Consider the following 14,613-nt stretch of genomic DNA (forward strand, 5'->3'; position numbering starts at 1 on the left):
CTGCCGTCCAGAACCTGAACGGCAGCCTTCAACGAATCAGCTTTCGCTTGCTTAGTAACGGTAATCGTCAGATTTAAATGGCCCGTCAACCGTCACATGAATGTAGTCTGCTTGCTGCTGGGTAAGTTTAGTCATAACCCCACCAAAACCCTGCACCATATAACGCGCTACTTCTTCATCTAACTGTTTAGGCAACACTTCTACTCGCAATTGTGCCGCTTTATCGGCAGCAGGCAAGTCAGCAAACTTCTCGCTAAACAAATGCATTTGCGCCAATACTTGGTTAGCAAAGCTACCATCCATGATTCGGCTTGGGTGACCAGTGGCATTGCCTAAGTTCACCAATCGTCCCTCAGACAACAAGAGTAAGTGGTCACTAGCATCATCGCTACGATAGATTTTGTGAACCTGTGGTTTCACTTCTTCCCAGCGCCAGTTGTCACGCATAAACTTGGTATCAATTTCATTATCAAAGTGACCAATGTTACAGACCACAGCAGTTGATTTAAGCGCCGCTAACATGTGCTTGTCGCACACATTCACGTTACCCGTGGTGGTGACTAGCAAATCGGTGTTTTGTAACAAATCGCGGTTAATGCCATCAGCGCTGCCAGTGTTAACACCGTTCAGGTAAGGTGATACTACTTCGTAGCCATCCATACAGGCTTGCATCGCACAAATCGGATCCACTTCAGTTACTTTAACAATCATGCCTTCTTGACGGAGGCTTGCGGCAGAACCTTTACCCACATCGCCATAGCCAATAACTAACGCTTTTTTACCGGCCAACAAGTGATCAGTAGCGCGCTTAATGGCATCATTTAAAGAATGGCGGCAGCCGTATTTGTTATCGTTTTTAGACTTAGTGACAGAGTCGTTCACGTTAATCGCAGGTACTTTCAGCTCACCATGCTTCAACATTTCTAACAAGCGATGCACACCGGTAGTGGTTTCTTCGGTAATACCATGAATCTTGTCTAGCATTTGTGGGTATTTTTGATGGATCAGCAAGGTTAAATCGCCGCCGTCATCAAGGATCATGTTGGCATCCCACAGCTCACCGTTCTCGTGGCAAGTTTGCTCTAAACACCACTCGTATTCTTCTTCGGTTTCGCCTTTCCATGCAAATACTGGCACCCCAGCTGCCGCCATAGCTGCCGCAGCGTGGTCTTGGGTAGAAAAGATATTGCACGACGACCAGCGCACTTGTGCGCCTAATTCAATCAGGGTCTCAATCAACACCGCCGTTTGAATGGTCATATGGATACAACCAATAATACGCGCACCAGCCAGTGGCTTGCTATCCGCGTATTTGCGACGAATGGTCATCAAAGCTGGCATCTCTGTCTCAGCAATGGCAATTTCTTTGCGGCCCCAAGCGGCCAAATTAATATCTGCTACTTTGTAATCTTGCATGTAAAACCTCTTCAAATTCAAAAGCGATGTTGGCTAATAGATATTAGATATTAGCCTGCGAATTCAGGTTGATGCTGTAATCGGATCAGCAGCTGTTGCTGGCGATCGGGGCTCAGGCGTGGGCCAAAATTAGAAACGACCTCAGCTGCGGCATGGCTTGCCAATAGTCCGCAAGCGGCTAGGCTATAGCCGCGGGTGATGCCGTACATCATAGCGCCGGCAAACATGTCGCCAGCACCGTTGGTGTCGACTGCTTTAACCTTCACGCCAGGCACCGCCACTTGGCGGGTACCGTCGCCGAGTAGGGCACCGTCTTTACCTAAGGTAATAGCCACTAAATGAGCGCGCTGCTGCAATAGCTGCATGGCTTCTTGTACGTCATCAGTACCAGTTAGGATCCGTGCTTCTTCTTGATTGCAGAACATCACGTCTACGCCACCATCAAGAATGGCTTCGATGCCGTCACCAAAGTATTTCACCATGGCAGGATCGGAGCAGGTCATGGCAATCTTGGTACCGTTAGCGCGCGCGATTTCTTTCGCCCGGGCAATGGCTTCTAGAGCAATCGGCGACGTCACCAAATAACCTTCAATATAAAGGTACTCGGCACGGGCAATGGCCGCTTCGTCTAATTCAGCTACGGATAAGTCGGCAGTGATACCTAGATAGGTACGCATGGTGCGCTCGGCATCAGGCGTGACCATCACTAAACAACGACCGGTTTTGCCTTCGTGCTTCTGGCTGCCGGTGTTAGTGGTGATGCCTACGGCTTCTAGGTCTTCGCAATAGAACTTACCGGCTTCGTCGTCGGCTACTTTGCAGCAATAAAAGGCTTTGCCACCAAATTGGGCAAAGCCCACTAAAGAGTTAGCAGCAGAGCCACCACCCGATTGTTTCTTTAATTCGCCGCGGTTAGCTAGTTCAGCGATTAAACGTTCTTGGTCGGCGTCTTCAATCAGCGTCATCATGCCTTTTTCGATCTGATGCTGCTGCAAAAACTCATCGGTTACTTCAAATTCTTGATCGACGAGCGCGTTGCCGATACCAACGATATCAATAGGTTCCATCTTGTCCTCAATCGGGCAGTCATGTAAGGTTCTAAAACAAAAAAATCCGGCCGCACAGTATACCGCAGCCGGATTGGTAGGTCGATATTTTGGCTTAAGCTTTAAAGCCGCCTGGGATACCTTTGGTGGTAATACTTACCGCATCATGCGCATGCAATGATTCGTAGTGGTTTACCCGAATCCAGAAGTCGGCAAACCCAGCGTGCTGATGCAACTCATGTTGTAAGCGCCGTGCGGCATCTTCACAGAACATCAAGTTTTGGCCATTGAGGCGGGCAAACTCTTGCTCATCTTCGCGTTTAACCGCTGCTTGAACCGGAGTTTTCAAGGCATCTTCAATGGCATCAATCAACATGATAATCGGTAACTCGTTGGCTTGCTCCGCTAAAGCTACTTTCACTTGGGCGATTGAGCGCTGGCTATGTGGGGTTGCCACGATACCTTGGGTGGTGCCTAACCAGCGATGTACTAACTCGGCATCAACCTCTTGCTCGGTGCCGAACTGCTCGGCAAAAGCTTCTTGAATTAATTGCCGCGCCAACGCTGCCGAACATGGGCAGGTAGACGAGTAGGGCACTTCAACGCTAAGCTCAAGCTGCAGGTTGCCATTATCGTAGCGACCAACTACAGTCACAGGATAGGCTTTCCAACCTTGCTTTTTGCTGATCAACGACTTGCGGCGTAAATGATAGTCAAAACTAAATTTTACATAGGCTTGATCGGCCAAACCTTCGTGACTATCAATAAAATCGTGCAATAATGTGCGCAACGATTGATGGCTTAATACATCGTTATTGGATAAATCTTCCAGTAACAGGTATAAACGAGACATGTGAATGCCTTTCGCTTTCGGATCGGTCAGATTCACAAAGGCATCAACGCGAGCGCTGACGGGGCGCTCTGGCTCGTTGGCGGCACCGACTACCAGCGGCATCTCGATGTTGCTCATGCCAACCCAATCAAGCTTACCCTCGGTTTGCGCGCGGGTTTGATTGGCGATATCTGGCATCATAGTAGGGGTTGCTGTTGGCATGCTGTACGGCTCCAAACGTTACAAATTAGCTGATGTACCCAAAAAGGGTCGGTATTATACTAGATTCAAGCTGATTACGGTAGTTTGCCATACTTGGTTCATTTTTTAGGTTAAACTTTATCGATTGGGGATATCGAAAATCCCATCCCATAGCACAAGGAAGCGGACAAGATGTTAGACGAAAAATTACTCACGCAGTATCACGAACTACTTGGCAACGAAGGCGTGCAAGAAATGTACGAAGCCTTTGCCAGCAATATTGGCGGTTATGTCGATTACCTCACCCGGCTGATCAAAGCTCGTGATGAAGAGCAAACCCGCTCGCAGGCGCACAAAGTTAAAGGCGCGTGTCGTACGCTTGGTTTACGCCAATTGGCGGCAAACATGGAATGGCTGGAACGCGAAGAGTGGCACTGGGATCAAGTGGATGACATGTTGGCACAGTGGGTTTTGGAATTACCACTGCACCAACATCAACTACGTCACTGGTTAAAGGCTCGGGGAATTGAGTGACGGTTGTTCTAAATGTTTGATATTGACGTCGCCGACAAAACGGTAACCCTCACCATGAATGGTGGTGATTAAGTTTGGCGAGGTCGTATCACTTTCAAAGTGACGACGAATACGACGAATGGCAACATCAACGGTGCGGTCATTCGGACGTAATTCACGATCAAGCATCTTCTTAACTAAGGTTTCGCGGTCTAAAATTTTACCTGGGTTGGTCAGGAATAATTCCATCGCGCGGTACTCGCTCTTCGGTAACCGGAACATTTTACCATCCGGTGAGAACAAGCAGCGGCTATCGCTTTCAAGGCGCCAGCCATTAAAGTCGTACACAATACTGTCGTGACCAACGGCTTTCTGTTGGCTTTTCAAGGCTTCAATACGACGGTACAAGTTGCGTACGCGAATAATCAATTCTTTAGGGTTGTATGGCTTGATGAGGTAGTCATCAGCACCCAGCTCTAACGCAAGCAGACGATCTTCTTCAGCATCACGGCCAGTTAAGAACACTAACCCGATGTTATCGTTTTCACGTAACTTTTCAGCAAGCTCGATACCGCTCTTGCCTGGTAGGTTCACGTCCATGATCACCAAATCGATTGCCTGACGCGCCATAATACGCTGCATTTGCATGCCGTCGGCAGCATCAAATACATCGTAGCCCTCTTGTTGGAACAAGCGGGTAAGAGTGTTTCGGGTGACAACTTCGTCTTCAACAATCAGTAGTCTTGCGCTCATAATGTCGGTCCAGGAATTCTGTTAACATGTGTTGAAATTTGGTAATAGGAAAATAGTGTAGCATGTAAATTAACATATCGCCCAATTTTTTTCGTACAGCTGTTCGATAATGCCAATCGAAATTTTCATCGGGCCTAATCGGCGCTAGCCAAATGTGTTTAATTAGCCACTAACTCTACCGGTATGGAAATTCTAAAAGCCGCACCGTGATTGGCAATCGGGTCGATTTCTATGGTCCCTTTTAAAACCTGATGCACCAGGTTATACACCAAATGCATGCCTAAGCCGGTCGCACCTTGACCACGTTTACTAGTTACAAACGGCTCAAAGATATGACCACTAATAGACTCAGGAATTCCCTCGCCATTATCACGATAGTGGATCAGTAACCGGCCACTATGGTTGCTGCTGCTGTTATCCGGTACAAAACTGAAATGGAGATGAATGTGTGGGTTTTCAACGGTATGAAAAGCATGCTGTGCAGAATTTTGGAACAGCTGTGAAATCACCGAGGCCAGCGGGCCAGCCAAACAACGCACGGTAAGCTGCGCAGACACATCAATGACGATATGCACGCGGTCTAATTCTGGATAACGGCTATGCAGCTGCTGCAAAATATCTTGGCTAAAGCTACCTAGGGTAATTGCCCGCTCTGAATCACTGTACTGCTCTAGCCCTAACTGCTGGAAGGCATTGACAATATCAGCGGTACGACCAAGATTGCGAGTTACCAATTCTAAGTTTTCCGTAAACGAGGTTAAAAAGCGCTGCATGTCGTCGCTTGTCAGTTTTTTCTCGTTGAACTTAGCTGCAAGGGCCTCCAGCTTGTCTTGCAAAATAGAACTGGACGTCACCGCCAAACCCACCGGTGTGTTCATCTCGTGGGAGATCCCTGAAATCAGGCGGCCGAGCGATTGCATCTTGCGTGCCTCGACAATCTCATGCTGATACTGATGCAACTCATCTACCACGTCGGTTAGATCTTGGTTAGCCGCGCGCAGCTGTTGCGTGCGTACCTCAACCTGGCGCTCAAGTTCTTTATTGAGTTCGCTAGCGCGCTGCTCGGCAATATCTTGTTTTTCGATATGCTGCTGAATGCGCTCTAACAGCGAGTTAAAAGCGTGGCTCACTTGGTCTAATTCTGCCAACTGCACTTCGGCTAACTTAGAGCTGTAGTCGCGATTACGGGCAATGGCGTTGATATCAGCTACCATGCTATCCAAGGGCTGAGTAATACGTCGACGCAACCACAGGCTTAAGGTCCAGCTCAGGGCAAAGCCCGCTGAGATAGCCGCTAGAGTAAGCCCGGTGCTCAGCGCTATGGCATGGTCTAGCTCACTACGCGAACTGCGTAAATAGACGTAACCGAGCAACTTGCCATCGAGCAGGATAGGTTTGGCAAACTCATAATAACGCTCGCTGCGTACCGGCTGTGACAGCTCTTGGGCGCGGTCATAACGCACCGGGATCGGACTGCTTTGCTCGGCGTAAAAGCTCGCAAAAAACGTCAGGCTTTCGCTGATAGGCTCAAATTTATAGACATGTACATGCTGCACCAAAGGCAGATAGGTGAGGCTGGTTAGCCAAGTATCGGCTTGTTCCGGCTGCGCAAAAACCAGCGCCGGGGTAACATTACGCTCCACATAAGCCACCAGATTACGCGTGTCTTGGCGAAGGCTTTGGTCAATATCACGAATATACATCAAACTTAGGGTGGCACTAGCAGCTGTCACCAACAAGGTGGTAATCAGAATCACCAGTTGCGTGACGCTGCGTTTGATGGAGCCGATCTGATAATTGACCATAATAAACTAACCGCTATTGCCACTGCCGCTGGCGTGGCTTGCGCTGACGGCTTGCTGCTGGTGCTGGTTTGGGCTTGCTGGGGCTGGCGCGGCGCACGGATTTAATCGCCTTGTAGACGGCAAACTTATTATCTTGGGCAACCCGTTCACAATGGCCAAAAGCTTGCTCTATCAGCTCTGGCCAAGGTAAGAAGCGGTTTGCCACCACCCATAACTCGCCGCCTTGACACAAATGCTGATTAACCTGCTGTAAAAACTGCTGGCCAATGCTGTAATCCGTGGCTGTGCCCGTGTGAAAAGGCGGATGGCTTACCACATAGTTAAAGCCATGTTTAAAGCTGGGCTCTTTGCTCGCTGCCATTAAGCTATCAGCAGCAATCAAATGGCCCTTCAGCTGGTTGCTACGAAGGGTTTCAGCACAGGCGGCCAAGGCCATTGCACTGACATCCAAATAGCTCACCTCTAACTGCGGTTGTGCTTGTTGCAGCACCGCCCCCAGTACGCCATGACCACAGGCAAAGTCCAGCACCCGGCCGTGACTGATGCGGGGCAAATGCTGTAGCAGCATAGCGCTACCTTCATCAATGCTCGGAAACGCAAACACCCCAGGTAAACTAGCTAAAGTTAACGGCGCTTGCTCAGTAGCGCCCTGATAAGTCGTGTAAACAAGATAATCAGCTAGCTCAAACTGGGCGAGTGGCTCGCTGATTTGACAGTGCAGCAACAGCGAGTGATTTCCATTAGCGACCTTATGCGCGGCTGTAACTGACGCTGGTAAGTTCTTATGAATGCTTTTGATACCACCACGATTTTCACCAACCAACCAAATATCAGTGCCGACTGGGAACAAAGCTCGCAGCGCATCGAGCAGAAACAGCGTCAGGACCTTTTCTTTAGGTAACCAAACCAACGCAGCTGCGGCAGCTGGCACGTCCGTCAACGACGGTGGTTGCGCGCCAAAATGCTGAGCCACGTGCGGTTGCTGGGCCTGCCACTGCGCTGCATAACCTGCATGTAAATGCCATACTCCCGCTACGTTAAGTTCGCTTGCCACACTGGCATCAGGAGCGTTAACTAGCAACAAGGGTTGCTGAGTAAACTGCTGCTGTTGGCGCAGAACAAGTTGTGAGGGTGGCTGCAATGCCTGCATAAGTTTCTTACTCGCGGTTAAATGGGCTTCTGCGCATAGGCTTCAGCAAAAACATCAACGTTTTCGCTGGCATGCTCAATCACTTCACTATCAAATTGCGCCACATTAAACAGCGCCTCGCCTTCATTAGCCACCGGGATGTTACTAATACCAATCACGATGCCATGATAGGGGCTTTTAATCGCATGCAGCTCTTCGCCGTGAGGGTTTACGGTTTGCGCAATCACTTGGCCCTTGGTAATGGTTTGGCCCAATTCAATTTTGGGGATCACCAACCCATCGTATTCGTTGCGCACCCAGCCACTGCGATGGGCTACCACGGGTCGTACTTTTTTCCGACTACGCCGGCCTTTAAGCATCTTCAACGACTTCATCACGTTCTGCACGCCGGTTACCCCGGCTTTTATGGCTGCATAGTCAAAGCGTAGAGCCTCGCCGGCTTCGTATAAAATCAGCGGAATACCAAGTTCGGTGGCCAGTGAGCGTAGCGAACCATCGCGTTCTTTTGAGTGCAAGATCACCGGCGTACCAAAAGCCTCCGCCATATCTAACGCTTCAGCGTTATCGGTATCGACGCGAATTTGCGGCAAGTTGCTGCGGTGAATGGCACCGGTATGCAAATCAATAATATGGGTAGCGTTTTGCACTAACATTTCATTAAACAAGAAGGCTAAGCGGCTACCTAAAGCACCCCGCTCAGAGCCCGGAAAACAGCGATTCAAGTCGCGTCTATCGGGCAAGTAGCGCGATTGCTGAATAAAACCAAATACATTCACCACCGGCACAATAATCACGGTGCCGGCTAATTCTTTAGCATCTAAAATGCCCATCAAGCGTCGGCATACTTCAATGCCATTCAGCTCATCGCCATGAATGGCGGCACAGACCAACAAACAAGGGCCCGGCTTAACGCCATGAAACACCTCAGCATGCAAATCCATCGGGGTATCGTTGTAGAGCCGCGCGGCTGGGATTTTGACGCTATGGCGCGAGCCTGGAGCTATTTTTTTGCCAGCTAATTCAAACGAGCGTTGTTTCATGCAGAAACCCTAAGTCAAAAGGCGGGAGCGGACTTAGCCGCGCCCCTTGGTACGAGTTTTATTGACGGCTGCGTTTTTTTCTATAAACGAAATTATTTGGTCAGCAACATCTTTGCCAGTCGCAGCTTCAATCCCTTCCAGTCCAGGCGACGAGTTCACTTCCATCACCAACGGACCATGGTTAGAGCGTAAAATATCCACCCCTGCAACATTTAAGCCCATGGTTTTAGCTGCTTTAACCGCAGTAGCACGTTCAGCAGGAGTTAATTTAACTAAGCTGGCGGTACCGCCTCGGTGTAAGTTAGAACGAAATTCACCGGCTTTGGCCTGGCGTTTCATAGCGGCAATCACTTTATCGCCAATCACAAAGCAGCGAATATCCGCTCCGCCTGCTTCTTTGATGTACTCTTGCACCATAATGTGCGATTCCAAGCCCATAAAGGCTTCAATTACGCTCTCTGCCGCTTGTCGAGTTTCTGCTAACACCACGCCAATACCTTGGGTGCCTTCCAGTAATTTAATCACCAGCGGGGCGCCACCCACCATGTCAATTAAATCAGGAATATCTTGCGGCTGACTAGCAAAGCCGGTGGTTGGCAAGCCAATGCCTTTGCGGCTTAACAGCTGTAACGAGCGCAGTTTGTCGCGGCTACGAGAAATCGCCACACTTTCGTTGAGCGGGTACGTGCCAATCATTTCAAACTGACGCAGTACCGCCGTACCAAAGAAAGTAATCGAGGCCCCGATACGAGGAATCACCGCATCGTAGGTCGGTAAATCCTTACCTTTCATGTGAATTGACGACTCGCGTGCGTTGATGTTCATATAACAGCGCAAGGGGTCGAGCACATCCACAGTGTGGCCGCGCAGTTCGGCGGCTTCAATGAGGCGGCGCGTTGAATATAATTTGGCGTTACGCGATAGTATGGCAATTCTCATGCGGTGGCTCCAGGCTGGCCAAGTAAATAAGATTTATCAGGGTCGACAACAAAATGGCCGCGCATGGCTTGGCGGCCTAATAGCATTCTAAACTTCATGGTGTCGCGATTGGTTAGGGTTAATTCTACCGGGGCATCGAAGTTGCCCACGTGCAGGCGCGTTAAAATAACATAGCGCATCTCGGTATGACCACCAGAATCTGTGACTTCGCGTTGGTCATGAATCTTGGCTTCGCAAACCAATTCACGATCGCTGTGCTGCTCGGGGTGCAACCAAATTCGCAGCCATTCTTCACCTTGCTTGTTAAAAGGTTCTAACCTAAACGCATGTAAACAAGACGTCCGAGCGCCTGTGTCTACTTTCATTTTTATGGCACTAATGCCCAGCTCCGGCAGTGCTCCCCACTCTCGCCAACCGAGTGTATCCATGAAAATTTCCTTCTCTGCTGCTGCATATACTCAGCAGTTTATCATTGTTTGCTCAATTGTTTGCTAATAACGCACAGAATTACCGTGCAAAAATGCGTTGAATGATCTGTTCGGTAAATTGGGTTTTTAAATAAAAGCCCCGCGGTAACGTCTGAATGAGTTCGCCCTCGGGGCCAATCGCATCCGTCAACACCCGGCTATTGGCGGCTTTCGGTCGTAACTGCAGCACTTGCCCTTGGTGTGCCGTGATACTTTCCACTTGGCCTAGGGCAATGCGGTCCATGTGTTCCTGCCAATCTTGTTGCAACAAGTGTTCTTCTGCAGCAGTAGGCTGCCACAAAAAAGCTGTACCAATGCAGCGTTGCGCGAGCGGGACCTCGCGCCGGCCATCAATCGGAATCCACAGCACGCATTGTAATTTATTGCGCACATTACTGTCGGCCCAAGTTAATCCGGTCACCTGAGTTAGCGGTGTGGTGCACACAAAGGTGGTCTCGAGTGGCTTACCGGCAGCATTAAGCGGAATGGTTTTAAGCTCCACGCCTAGCTCCGGAAAGTCTTGTAACGCCTGTGAACCGGCGCTTGCACCTAAGGCCGCCTCTAATAATTGTCCGACCCAACCCTTGTTACGGCGTAAGTCGGCCGGCACCGTCAAACCATGCGCTGCAGCCACTTCGGCAAAGCTATATCCGGCCAAGGCGCTGGCCTTTTCGAAGAGTTGTTTTAAATCCATTGTTGTTGCCATGGCGCGTATGCGGTACCTTATTTCTTTTAATATTAGCTTGATTATGGAAAAATCTATTCCATAAGTCGAATTTATGAGGGCGCTCGCGTGATAGACGCTGAAGGATTTCGCGCCAACGTGGGAATCATCATCTGTAATGAGCACGGTCAGGTGTTTTGGGCACGGCGGTTGGGCCAACATAGTTGGCAGTTTCCGCAAGGTGGAATAGATGACGGCGAAAATGCTGAACAAGCTATGTACCGTGAACTCTGGGAAGAAGTCGGATTAAAACCCGAACAAGTAGAGATTGTCTACACCAGTCGCCATTGGTTCCGTTATCGTTTACCTAAACGATTGGTTCGTAAAGAGCAGCGGCCAACCTGTATTGGGCAAAAGCAGAAATGGTTTTTACTGCGGTTAAAATGTCAGGATAAAGATGTTGATGTGATGCAATCGTCGCATCCAGAATTTGATGGTTGGCGGTGGGTGAGTTATTGGTACCCAGTGCGACAAGTGGTGTCTTTTAAGCGCGATGTTTACCGCCGCGTGATGAAAGAATTTGCCCCTTTTGCCTTGGCCCCGTCAGCCAAGAAACCTCGGCCAGCACGCCGCCGTCGGTAGGCGTCGACTGCTCCGAAACAAGTACGAAGGCCGCTTATGCCAACCATGTTGCGTGATTTACAACGTATTGTTGAAGCTGTGAATCAAGCGCCAGACTTTGAACTGGCGCTACGTACCATGGTGCGCCAAATTAAAGCGGCGCTGGATACGGATTCTTGTACTGTCTATGTGGCTGATCACGACCAACAAATGTTCGTGATGGCGGCCACAGATGGGCTCGAAATCCGCTCCGAAACCCCCATTAAAATTGCCTTTGGCGAAGGTGTGATCAGCTTGGCTGCCCGGCGCGAAGAACCACTCAACTTTGCCGATGCGAGCAGCCATCCAGCTTTTATTCACATCCCAGAAGTGATTGAATCACAGTACAAAGCCATGCTGGCTGCGCCCGTCATTCATCGGCGTCGGGTGTTAGGCGTGGTGGTGGTGCAACAACATGAAGCGCGCGCCTTTACTAGCGATGAAGAAGCCTTTGTGGTGACCTTAGCGGCTCAGCTAGCGGCGGTTATTGCCCATGCTGAAGCCAAGGGTTTGTTACATCAGTTTAAACAATCGCCCTGGCTAGAAACCTTTAAAGGCCATCCGGCCGCGCCCGGGGTAGCCATTGGTGAAGCCTATGTGGTGACGCCGCTGGCTCGTTTAAGTGAAGTCACGCCCAAGCGTACCGATATGCCGGAGCACGAAGTACGGCGCTTTCGCTCGGCCGTAGCCCGTACCCGGCAAGAGCTCAACGAACTCAGCGAACGCATGAAGCATCAAGTGGCGGAAGAATCTTTGGCGATTTTTGAGGTCTATCACGCCATGCTTGATTCGGCCTCGCTGGGACAAGAAGTTGAGCAAACCATTAACGAAGGTTGGCGTGCGCAAACGGCACTAAAAAAAGTCGTAGAGCAGCTCGTAGAACAATTTGAAAACCTCGATGACGACTACATTCGTGAACGGGCCAGTGATGTTCGTGATCTGGGTCAGCGTATTTTGTCGCACCTGCAAGATCGCAGTCGCCGCCATCTTGAAACCCCAGCCAAATGCATCTTGGTGGCCGATGATGTTACTGCCACCATGCTGGCCGAGCTCCCCCATAGCGACATTATTGCCATGGTTGGGGTACGCGGCTCCGGTAACTCCCATGCCGCCATCATGGCGCGTAGCATGGGCATCCCAGCAGTCTTAGGCTTAGCCGATTTAGACATCAGTGAGCTAGGCGGGCAAACCCTGATCGTGGATGGCTACAACGGCGATGTGTTTGTTAATCCGCCTTTGCAAGTGGAACACGAATACCAATTGCTGGCCGACGAAGAGCTGGCGTTGCGGCAAAAAGTGATGCAAGGGCGCCATTTGCCTGCTGAAACCACCGATGGCGTACGGGTACAATTGCAACTGAATGTGGGCCTGAACACCGAGCGGGATTGGCTCAGTGAGCTGAACGTGCACGGGGTGGGCCTGTACCGCACTGAAATTCCTTTTATGATGCAAGAGCGTCTGCCCACAGAACATGAACAAGTGGCTTTGTACGGACAGGTACTCGAACAATTTCGTGGTGCCCCGGTAGTGATGCGCACCCTTGATGTGGGCGGCGACAAACCCCTGCCTTATTTGCCTATGAGCGAAGAGAATCCCTTCTTGGGCTGGCGCGGCATCCGTATGACCTTAGACCATCCAGATATTTTCTTGGTACAAATCAGGGCCATGCTGAGAGCTTCCGTAGGGCGCAACAACTTACGTATTTTATTGCCGATGATCACCAGCGCCGACGAAGTCGATGAAGCCGTGCGAATGATTCATCAGGCTTACCACGAAGTGGCAGAAGAGCTAGAATGCAGTGTGGACGAACAACTCTATCAGCCGCAAATTGGGGTGATGATAGAAGTGCCAGCGATGATTTATCAGTTGCATTTAGTGGCTGACAAAGTGGACTTTTTCTCGGTCGGCACCAATGATTTAACGCAGTACATGCTGGCGGTGGATCGCAATAATTCGCGGGTAGCAGATTTATACGATACCTATCATCCGGCGGTACTGCATGCGCTGCAGCAAATTGCTCTACGCTGCCAAGAGCTGAATAAACCGCTATCTGTGTGTGGTGAATTTGCGGGCGAGCCAGGTGGCGCCATCTTGCTATTAGCCATGGGCTATCGCAATTTAAGCATGAATAGCTACAACATAGATCGCATTCGCTGGATAATAAGGCACATAGCTGCGGCCGATTTGCCCGAGTTGTTGCGCCAAGTGCTGGCTGCTCGCAGCCCCCAACAGGTGCGGCAACGGGTTATCTTAGCCCTAGAAAATGCAGGCTTAGGCGGCTTTGTTCGCGCTGGCGCATAACGCGCAAGTTCAAGTTAAAAACTAAGGAGCAGGAGTGTTACTATCAGGCTGGTTATGGTGTTTAGCCGGAGGCATGGTGGCAGGCTTATTAGCCGGCATGCTGGGTATTGGCGGCGGCCTGGTGATAGTTCCGTTACTGATTTATTTGCTGCCGTTACTCGGCGTTGCCCCTGATTTAGTGGTGCAAATGGCGGTGGCAACCTCGCTCGCCACCATCGTCATGACCACCTCCAGTTCAGCCCGCTCGCATCTCAAGCATGGCCAAGTCAGCTGGTTTTGGGTACGGCGCTTAATTCCGGGGTTGATGGTAGGCGCGGTGATCGGAGCTTGGTTAGCCACCTTGCTGAAACCCGAATGGCTGCAACGTATATTTGCGGTGGTGCTGATGCTGCTTTCCATCCGCATGCTGATTCCACAGCGTGGCGGAGAGCCTCTTACTGACGTATCTAAGCGTTTGATGGCGGTGATTGCCGCGGCCATGGGCACCTTATCGGCGCTGGTTGGTATCGGCGGTGGCTCGCTTACTGTGCCGCTGTTACAACGTTTACGAGTGCCTATTCGACAAGCCATCGCTGTATCATCGGTGGGTAGTTTGAGCATCGGCGTGAGTGCCGCACTAGCGTTTATTATTTTGGGGCAACAGCTAGACAATGCCCATGGCTTGTTAGGTTATGTGCATGTGCAGGCGTGGCTGGCAATATCGATTACCTCGATGCTGTGCGCCCCGCTGGGCGCCCATTTAACCCAAAAGCTGCCGGTCAAACACCTGCAGCGTGGGTTCGCCATTTTCTTAGTTATTATCTCGTTAAAATTAGTTATAGGATAA

Annotated in this window: 14 protein-coding genes; 4 read left to right on the forward strand and 10 right to left on the reverse strand. The window is 50.3% G+C overall.

Going from position 1 to position 14,613, the window contains the following annotated elements:
• Window positions 1-51: 51 nt before the first annotated feature.
• From ahcY to folE2, 3 genes are all read right to left on the reverse strand, one after another.
• Window positions 52-1,416: an adenosylhomocysteinase gene (ahcY, locus tag AB8S08_RS02055; RefSeq protein ID WP_369743283.1), complete on the reverse strand. Its 1,365-nt coding sequence runs from the start codon at window positions 1,414-1,416 to the stop codon at window positions 52-54.
• Window positions 1,417-1,466: 50 nt separating this feature from the next.
• Entirely contained in the window at window positions 1,467-2,483 is a 1,017-nt protein-coding gene (locus AB8S08_RS02060; RefSeq protein ID WP_369743284.1) for an adenosine kinase, read from the reverse strand.
• A 94-nt stretch (window positions 2,484-2,577) separates the two neighbouring features.
• Entirely contained in the window at window positions 2,578-3,516 is a 939-nt protein-coding gene (folE2, locus tag AB8S08_RS02065; protein ID WP_228759493.1) for a GTP cyclohydrolase FolE2, read from the reverse strand.
• A 171-nt stretch (window positions 3,517-3,687) separates the two neighbouring features.
• Here folE2 and AB8S08_RS02070 point away from each other — a divergent pair, with 171 nt between their 5' ends.
• Complete coding sequence (locus AB8S08_RS02070; RefSeq protein ID WP_369743286.1) at window positions 3,688-4,029, forward strand: Hpt domain-containing protein; 342 nt, start codon at window positions 3,688-3,690, stop codon at window positions 4,027-4,029.
• Here AB8S08_RS02070 and arcA read toward each other — a convergent pair.
• The 7 genes from arcA to mutH form a co-directional block, all read right to left on the reverse strand.
• Window positions 4,006-4,764: a two-component system response regulator ArcA gene (arcA, locus tag AB8S08_RS02075; protein WP_110076689.1), complete on the reverse strand. Its 759-nt coding sequence runs from the start codon at window positions 4,762-4,764 to the stop codon at window positions 4,006-4,008. The genes AB8S08_RS02070 and arcA overlap by 24 nt on opposite strands.
• 155 nt (window positions 4,765-4,919) lie before the next feature.
• Window positions 4,920-6,566, reverse strand: coding sequence for an ATP-binding protein (locus AB8S08_RS02080; RefSeq protein WP_369743288.1), 1,647 nt, complete (start codon window positions 6,564-6,566; stop codon window positions 4,920-4,922).
• Between the two features lie 13 nt (window positions 6,567-6,579).
• Complete coding sequence (locus AB8S08_RS02085) at window positions 6,580-7,716, reverse strand: methyltransferase (RefSeq protein WP_369743290.1); 1,137 nt, start codon at window positions 7,714-7,716, stop codon at window positions 6,580-6,582.
• 17 nt (window positions 7,717-7,733) lie between these two features.
• Window positions 7,734-8,756: a succinylglutamate desuccinylase/aspartoacylase family protein gene (locus tag AB8S08_RS02090; protein ID WP_110076686.1), complete on the reverse strand. Its 1,023-nt coding sequence runs from the start codon at window positions 8,754-8,756 to the stop codon at window positions 7,734-7,736.
• A 33-nt stretch (window positions 8,757-8,789) separates the two neighbouring features.
• Window positions 8,790-9,695, reverse strand: a complete 906-nt coding sequence (gene rimK, locus AB8S08_RS02095; protein ID WP_110076685.1) for a 30S ribosomal protein S6--L-glutamate ligase — start codon at window positions 9,693-9,695, stop codon at window positions 8,790-8,792.
• Window positions 9,692-10,123: an ATP-dependent zinc protease gene (locus AB8S08_RS02100; protein ID WP_369743292.1), complete on the reverse strand. Its 432-nt coding sequence runs from the start codon at window positions 10,121-10,123 to the stop codon at window positions 9,692-9,694. Before AB8S08_RS02100 ends, rimK begins: the two co-directional genes overlap by 4 nt.
• A gap of 79 nt (window positions 10,124-10,202) precedes the next feature.
• The gene (gene mutH / locus AB8S08_RS02105) at window positions 10,203-10,877 is read right to left on the reverse strand and encodes a DNA mismatch repair endonuclease MutH (RefSeq protein ID WP_369744173.1); all 675 of its coding nucleotides are present in this window, start codon (window positions 10,875-10,877) and stop codon (window positions 10,203-10,205) included.
• 78 nt (window positions 10,878-10,955) lie between these two features.
• On the opposite strand from mutH, the gene rppH reads away from it, so the two are divergent.
• The 3 genes from rppH to AB8S08_RS02120 are packed head-to-tail and all read left to right on the forward strand — an operon-like array spanning window position 10,956 to window position 14,613.
• Window positions 10,956-11,468, forward strand: coding sequence for an RNA pyrophosphohydrolase (gene rppH / locus AB8S08_RS02110; RefSeq protein WP_110076682.1), 513 nt, complete (start codon window positions 10,956-10,958; stop codon window positions 11,466-11,468).
• A gap of 45 nt (window positions 11,469-11,513) precedes the next feature.
• Window positions 11,514-13,787 carry a phosphoenolpyruvate--protein phosphotransferase gene (gene ptsP, locus AB8S08_RS02115; RefSeq protein WP_369744174.1) on the forward strand — a complete coding sequence of 758 codons (2,274 nt, stop codon included), beginning with the start codon at window positions 11,514-11,516 and terminating at the stop codon, window positions 13,785-13,787.
• A 34-nt stretch (window positions 13,788-13,821) separates the two neighbouring features.
• The gene (locus AB8S08_RS02120; RefSeq protein ID WP_369743294.1) at window positions 13,822-14,613 is read left to right on the forward strand and encodes a sulfite exporter TauE/SafE family protein; all 792 of its coding nucleotides are present in this window, start codon (window positions 13,822-13,824) and stop codon (window positions 14,611-14,613) included.

The organism is Pseudidiomarina sp. PP-1MA, assembly GCF_041200125.1.
Classification (GTDB): domain Bacteria; phylum Pseudomonadota; class Gammaproteobacteria; order Enterobacterales; family Alteromonadaceae; genus Pseudidiomarina; species Pseudidiomarina fusca.